The following is a 6,787-nucleotide window of genomic DNA, read 5'->3' as shown; positions in this document are numbered from 1 at the left end:
TTGATAAAACTAAAAGGGAATCACAAGACTGAACTTCCTTTTAAATTATAATAAAGAAAATGAGTACGGAAATACTAAAGAGAAAGCAAAGAATTGTTTAGTTGTTCCAGTGAAGTCAAAAATAACAAATGCAGCATTACGGCTAGAAGATTCAGTGAGGATTTTCTCCGTCAGTTTCTCCAATTAAATCTAAAACATAGGCGATTTCTTTATGCGCAAACACAGTCTCAATTCCCATAACCCGTCCCCTTTCGCCCGACCGGATTCTACGTCCCTGTCCATAACCACTGCATAATTCTCATCAAAAGTTAATTTTTTCGATGTTAGAAAGCGTATTAACTGAATAACAATATATTTATAGTAATAAAGATATTATATAATATACAAAATAGACGATAGGTGAATAATTAGGCCTCTTTTTTAAGAGAGATGCTAATTAGACGTTACAATATCTAACACGGAGGCTCGTCGGAAAGTGTTAAGTTAAGTATAATAGAAAGATACATGGCGAATTTAGTGAGGTGAAAGGCATGAGCGGCATCGTTGGTTATTTGGGAAAAAGAAATGCGCTGCCCATCCTTCTGGATTGTTTAGATAAGGTAGATTATCGTGGATATGATTCGGCAGGTGTGGCTGTATCCAATTTAGAACATATTGAACTGCGGAAAACAGTAGGGAGGATTAGAGATTTACGTTCTCTCCTTATCCGTGAGCCCTTGCATAAAGGCACACTCGGAATTGGACATACACGCTGGGCGACACACGGGACACCCTCCGTTACAAACTCACACCCGTTAACCGGCTGCGATGAACGGTTTATTGTCGTCCATAATGGCATCATTGAAAACTATCCCTATTTGAAGAGAAAATTAATTAAACAGGGACATGATTTCGCAACGGAGACCGATACAGAGGTCATTCCCCATCTGCTAGAGGAGCATGACACTGGTGATTTAGAGGAGACAGTACGGATAATCATCCCTATGCTTAAAGGGTCATTTGCCCTGGCAATTATGTCAAAAGAGCAGCCTGGTATCATTGTCGCCGTTTCGCAGGATAATCCGCTCGTTTTGGGCTTTGGCAAGGGCGAAGCGTTTCTAGCATCCGATATCCCCGCACTTCTGCCACTTACCCGTGAAATCCGGCCGATAAAGAATGGGGAAATCGCGATTCTGTCAGAAGGAAAAGTAACGCTCAAAAATATGGACGGAACTGCTATCGAGCCCGGGCACACTCTGATTGAATGGGGTTTGCAGGACGTAATGCTGCAGGATTATGAGCACTATATGCTGAAGGAAATTTTTGAGCAGCCAAAAGCGATTCAGGAAACACTATCCGCCAGGTTAAAAGAAGACCGTGTTTTTCTTCCTGAATTGGATGAACTATGGAACGAAGAGGAAATCAAAAGTTTAACAAGAATTACGATTGTAGCGAGCGGTACTTCGTATCACTCCGGGATGATTGGCAGAAAGGTATTGCAGAAGCTGCTTAATCTCCCCATTGAAGTGAATTTTTCATCAGAATTTCGTTACGAGCATCCGGAGCTTACAGAACAAAATCTAGTTATCATATTAAGCCAGTCAGGGGAGACGGCAGATACCCTCTCCGCCCTCAGGGAAGCAAAAAAGTACGGTTGTCCTGTAATAGCTATTACGAATACGGCAGGAAGCTCGGTTTCCAGAAAAGCAGACTGCACACTATACACAAAGGCCGGCCCGGAAATGGCGGTAGCATCTACAAAGGCATATACATCCCAGCTGGCCATTCTCGTATTGCTTGCGATTTGGTTAGCGGAAAAAGGAGGCTGGCACGGCGCCGAACAAATTCCGGAATTGCTTAAATGGCTAAAACGCCTGCCGGGCGATGTAGAGTCGACTCTTATTATGACGCAGGATGCAATTGACCAGTTCGCACAGCTTACATATGATCAGGAAAACATTTTTCTTATTGGACGGGGATTGGATTATGTGCTTGCACTGGAAGGTGCGTTAAAGCTGCAGGAGGTGGCGTATATACACGCGGATGCCTATGCTGCCGGAGAAATGAAGCACGGTACAATGGCTTTGATTACACCGGGTGTGCCGGTTATCGCGCTGGCGACGCAGCAGGAGGTTTTAGAAAAAACAATCAGCAATATTAAAGAAGTTAAAGCAAGGGATGCGTTTGTGATTGGGATTACAACTGTAGGAGATGATTTGCTGGCAGAGGAGGTGGATGAAGTGATGTATATTCCGTCAACACACCCACTGTTAATGCCGATTTTAGCGGCGGTTCCGCTTCAATTGCTGGCGTATTATTCGGGTACGGTGCGTGGACATGACGTGGATCGGCCGAGGAATCTGGCGAAGAGTTTGACTGTAGAGTAATACTGGTTTGGAAGTTCTATATGTTTGTTGCTTTACATTAAAGTCGGTAACCTGACATTAAAGTTGGTAACCTAATAGTATTTTATTAAATGAACGCATTTGGATATTAGGTTGGTAGTAGCCAAAGCCAATATAATGTATAAAAAAATTAAGAGTATGATGTCGATTTCATTTAATTTTGTCACACGTTTCATCTTAATTTGTCATATGATTTCAATTTAAAATGTCACAGGAAAAAGATATAGATATCCTTGATTTCACAAGGATATCTATATCTTTTTCTTAATTAGCAAAAATGTTTAGTTAAAGAAAAAGTATCAAAAAAGCTTATATAAGCTGCGTTGGCTTTGACCAGTTTATACCCCGAACGCTGATAACGGAATCCCATCCGATACAACATGCGTAAGATGCCGGTTCTGGACATTGAGACACCGAAACGATTTTGAATAAACAACTGCAAAATGTGTGTATCTCATGAAGCAAATGGTTCCATTCCTTCTTCTTTTGGTCTACTTTCCAGTATGACACACTCCAACTCTGTGTGCTGTTCTTCGGACAAATAGGGTTTGCTTCCTGGCGGAAAATTATGATGAAAAAGCTCAGTCAGCCCACTTCAGTTAAACATTTTTACATACCTAGAAACGGATTAACGGCAAATGTCTAAGATGTTTCCGGGATCCGTAGCAGAGTATCCTTCCGTGACGAGTCACACCACCGTGAGGCGTTGCTTAAAGAAAGCGTCTTGTATTTTTCATTCTTCTACAGGTAAGCTTTCCGGTATAAAACCATGGGTTTGTGTTACCGTGAGTTTTCCCATAAATTCCGCTCCTTTGACTTTTTCTTAGGAATCAGTTGGACAAATTTTTCCCAATTAAGACGTCAATTCACATTTATTTATATCGAATGAATTAAAAGATTGGAGCATCAGGTTGTTTTTCTCATCTTTCACTAATGGTTAACTGATAATCAACCTTCTCTTTTTTGTCCTAATACTTCCAAATGTGTATCTGTAATAAAGAAGTTAAGAAATATCGGAATATATATAATGTTTTTTAAAAAGGTGTTGAAATCTTATTAAGGACAGGATAAAATAAAATCAATAAATGGGTAATCGATAACCTATTTAAAAGTGGGGTTGAAAGCGCTTTAACCTAGTTTATTGTAAAAAATCAACGTAAAAAGAAGGATGATAAGGAGGCTTTTTGCAAAAAATAATAAAATACCTGCCTTTTTTGAATAATCGATAACCCTTATTTTTAAATTAATAGAAAAACATATTATAGGTGTGATCCGCCAGCTGTATAGAGAACAATTAGTACTAATAATATGTTAAAAATGTAAGCGTTATCTATATGGTGGATACGCGAGATGATTGCAAGAATTGAACACACTTCAATTCTTGCTCATCTATTGGAATGTAATTCGTTGATCCAGAAATACATAGGTAAAAAATTACTTATCTATTTATAAAAGGAGAAGAGAGGAGAAATTCAAATGAGTAAACAGGGAAATCAAAGGTCGTTTTTACGTACTATTATCTTAGTCTCGACATTCGGCGGGCTTCTTTTCGGGTATGACACGGGTGTCATTAATGGAGCCTTACCGTTTATGTCTGAAGCACTTGGTCTTAATTCATTCACTGAAGGTCTCATTACAAGTTCACTTCTTTTTGGGGCAGCATTAGGTGCAGTATTTGGCGGCCGGCTATCAGATATTAATGGCCGCCGCACAAACATTCTTTATCTCGCAGTGTTGTTCTTTTTTTCTGCACTTGGATGTACACTTGCTCCTAACGTAACAGTTATGGTTATTTCTCGTTTCTTTTTAGGACTTGCTGTAGGGGGAGCGTCAGTAACAGTTCCAGCTTATTTAGCGGAAATGTCATCTGCAGACAGAAGGGGCCGAATGGTTACTCAGAACGAATTGATGATCGTTACTGGACAACTATTTGCTTTCGTTATCAATGCTATTTTAGGCAGTACAATGTCTCATAATGAAAATATTTGGCGCTACATGCTTGCTATCGCAGCACTTCCAGCTATTTTCTTATTCTTTGGTATGCTTAAAGTACCAGAAAGCCCGCGCTGGCTCGTATCAAAAGGGAAAAATGGAGATGCCCTAAGTGTCCTCCGAAAGATACGTGAGGAAAAACAAGCTCAATCAGAGTTTAATAAAATTAAGGAAACTTTTGCCGAAGAGGCAGGAGCTAAGCAAGCAACATTTAAAGATTTAAATGTACCTTGGATCCGTCGTATCCTATTCCTTGGGATTGGAATTGCTGTTGTTCAACAACTTACAGGTGTTAACTCAATCATGTACTACGGTACTCAAATTCTTAAAGATGCTGGTTTTGAAACTAAGGCGGCTCTTATTGGTAATGTTGCAAACGGTGCCATTTCGGTTTTAGCAACTTTTGTTGGTATTTGGCTTCTTGGCAAGGTCGGCCGTCGTCCAATGTTGATAACTGGTTTGTTAGGAACTACGGCGTCACTTTTACTTATTGGGTTATTCTCGCTTATATTTGAAGGATCCGCGGCACTTCCATATGTTGTACTTACTTTAACAGTTACGTTTCTTGCTTTTCAACAGGGAGCGATCTCACCGGTAACATGGTTGATGCTCTCGGAGATATTCCCACTTCGTTTACGTGGTTTAGGTATGGGTGTTACAGTACTTTTCTTATGGGTAGTGAATGGTTTAATTGGTTTAGTATTTCCAGTATTACTCGATAAGGTAGGTTTATCCACAACGTTCTTTATTTTCGTAGCTTTGGGACTTGCGGCAATCGGATTTGTAAAGAAATATTTGCCGGAAACCAAAGGACTTACACTTGAACAGTTGGAACTTAATTTCCGTAATCATGATGGGCAAGATAATCAGGCATACTTGAAACAGGTTGACGCCCAAGCAAAATAAATAAACTAAGAGGAAGACGATTGTAATTTTAAAAATTAATATGGCAGAAACCAATAGTTTGGCTCCGGACTCGGAAAATTAATATAGCTGCAACTCTTCTATAAATCCCTGGAATAAGGTTGGTAATAACTGGAAAAGGATATCATTATCGGTATAGAAATAAGTCAACAGACTGCAAAGGATTTCTTAGTGAAAGCTTTGCAGTCTGTTATATTTCGTAATCATCTGCGCAATATCCTATAGTAATTAAAAGATTGAGGAAAGAAAAAGCTGCCCTATAGAAGCGAATTTCTTAAGAGTGAGAAGGGATATACTGTATTCAAGCGGTTGTGATATAATTATCAAATAATATACCAGTAAGACAGCTGGCAGAAGGGTATACCACTTCGTTGTGAGAAAAATACACATCAGTTGAAAGAGTAGGGAGAAATGAAATTAACCATTCACGATATTGCGAAGGAAGCGGGAGTATCTGCAACTACGGTTTCCAAGGTTATTAATAATAAGGGACGGATAAGTGAGAAAACAAAAAATAAAATAATGCAAATCATAGAGGAGTTTCAATACCAGCCCAATGTGTTGGCTTCTGCACTGAAAGGAAAATCCACTTACACTATTGCACTATTAATTCCTGATGCGGCTAACCCTATATATGCCCAATACTTAAAACATATAGAGGAATATGGACAAGAGTTGGGATTTAGTGTTGTCATGTGCAGCACGGGGGGTGACCCTAAAAAGGAAGCTAAGCATATTACATTATTAAGGCAGAAACATGTGGACGGATTTATTATAGCTTCGATATTTAAAAATGAACCGGTTTTAAAACAGTTAATTGAGGAAGAATTCCCGATAGTACTTATTTCTCTTCAACGGCCTGAACTTCCTGTAGGCAGCGTAACCGGCGATGATTATTTAGGAGGTTATATTGCAACTGAACATCTGTTGTCTTTAGGACACCGCAAAATTGGAATTATTGCGGAGGAAGCAACCATAAGTGGGACGGAACGAATAAAGGGATATAAAAAGGCTCTGGAAAATGCCGGAATAAAGGTTGATGAAAACTTAGTCATTACGATTAATGAACCAACCATTGAAGGAGCAGAGGTGAAGGCTAAAGAATTGCTTAATAGCGGACAAAGGCCTACGGCGATTTTTGGTTGTAATGATATACTAGCTATTGGGACGATGCTAGCAGCGAAGGGACTTGGTATCGGGATACCGGATGAATTGTCTATTATAGGATTTGATAATACGGTTATGTGTAAAATCGTAGAACCTCAGCTTTCATCCGTAGCTATACCGATACACGAAATGGGAAAACAGGCGATGGAACTGTTGGCTCAACGAATTCAAAAAAAGGACAACATGAAGCAACGTATTTCTCTTTTGCCGGAACTTGTTATTCGTCAATCAACAGCAGAACTAAATGAAAAATAGCAAAATATAAAGTGAAATTTGTATCAGTATGGGCACTTCCATTCACCTGATGGTTTATTAAGGCT

Annotated in this window: 4 protein-coding genes; 3 read left to right on the top strand and 1 reads right to left on the bottom strand. The window is 39.4% G+C overall.

Features of this window, described 5'->3' with window-relative positions:
• Nucleotides 1-530 precede the first annotated feature (530 nt).
• A complete protein-coding gene (gene glmS / locus MBEAL2_RS20910) occupies nucleotides 531-2,366 on the top strand; it encodes a glutamine--fructose-6-phosphate transaminase (isomerizing) (RefSeq protein ID WP_047154191.1) in 1,836 nt (611 codons plus the stop codon).
• Between the two features lie 286 nt (nucleotides 2,367-2,652).
• On the opposite strand, the gene MBEAL2_RS34080 is transcribed toward glmS, so the two are convergent.
• A complete protein-coding gene (locus MBEAL2_RS34080; protein WP_082130074.1) occupies nucleotides 2,653-2,826 on the bottom strand; it encodes a winged helix-turn-helix domain-containing protein in 174 nt (57 codons plus the stop codon).
• Between the two features lie 1,034 nt (nucleotides 2,827-3,860).
• Between MBEAL2_RS34080 and MBEAL2_RS20905 the strand changes: the two genes are divergently transcribed.
• Both MBEAL2_RS20905 and MBEAL2_RS20900 read left to right on the top strand, forming a co-directional pair.
• The gene (locus tag MBEAL2_RS20905) at nucleotides 3,861-5,282 is read left to right on the top strand and encodes a sugar porter family MFS transporter (RefSeq protein ID WP_047154190.1); all 1,422 of its coding nucleotides are present in this window, start codon (nucleotides 3,861-3,863) and stop codon (nucleotides 5,280-5,282) included.
• Nucleotides 5,283-5,711: 429 nt separating this feature from the next.
• A complete protein-coding gene (locus MBEAL2_RS20900; RefSeq protein WP_047154189.1) occupies nucleotides 5,712-6,722 on the top strand; it encodes a LacI family DNA-binding transcriptional regulator in 1,011 nt (336 codons plus the stop codon).
• Nucleotides 6,723-6,787 lie beyond the last annotated feature (65 nt).

The organism is Aneurinibacillus tyrosinisolvens, from assembly GCF_001015055.1.
Lineage (GTDB): Bacteria > Bacillota > Bacilli > Aneurinibacillales > Aneurinibacillaceae > Aneurinibacillus_A > Aneurinibacillus_A tyrosinisolvens.
The sequence above is the reverse complement of the archived record's forward strand: the minus strand, read 5'-3'. Positions and strand labels throughout refer to the sequence as shown.

Bases quoted from the DNA above. Each gene is read 5' to 3' on its own strand.
- MBEAL2_RS20905 (WP_047154190.1), top strand. From the start codon at position 3,861: ATGAGTAAACAGGGAAATCAAAGGTCGTTTTTACGTACTATTATCTTA.
- MBEAL2_RS20900 (WP_047154189.1), top strand. From the start codon at position 5,712: ATGAAATTAACCATTCACGATATTGCGAAGGAAGCGGGAGTATCTGCA.
- glmS (WP_047154191.1), top strand. From the start codon at position 531: ATGAGCGGCATCGTTGGTTATTTGGGAAAAAGAAATGCGCTGCCCATC.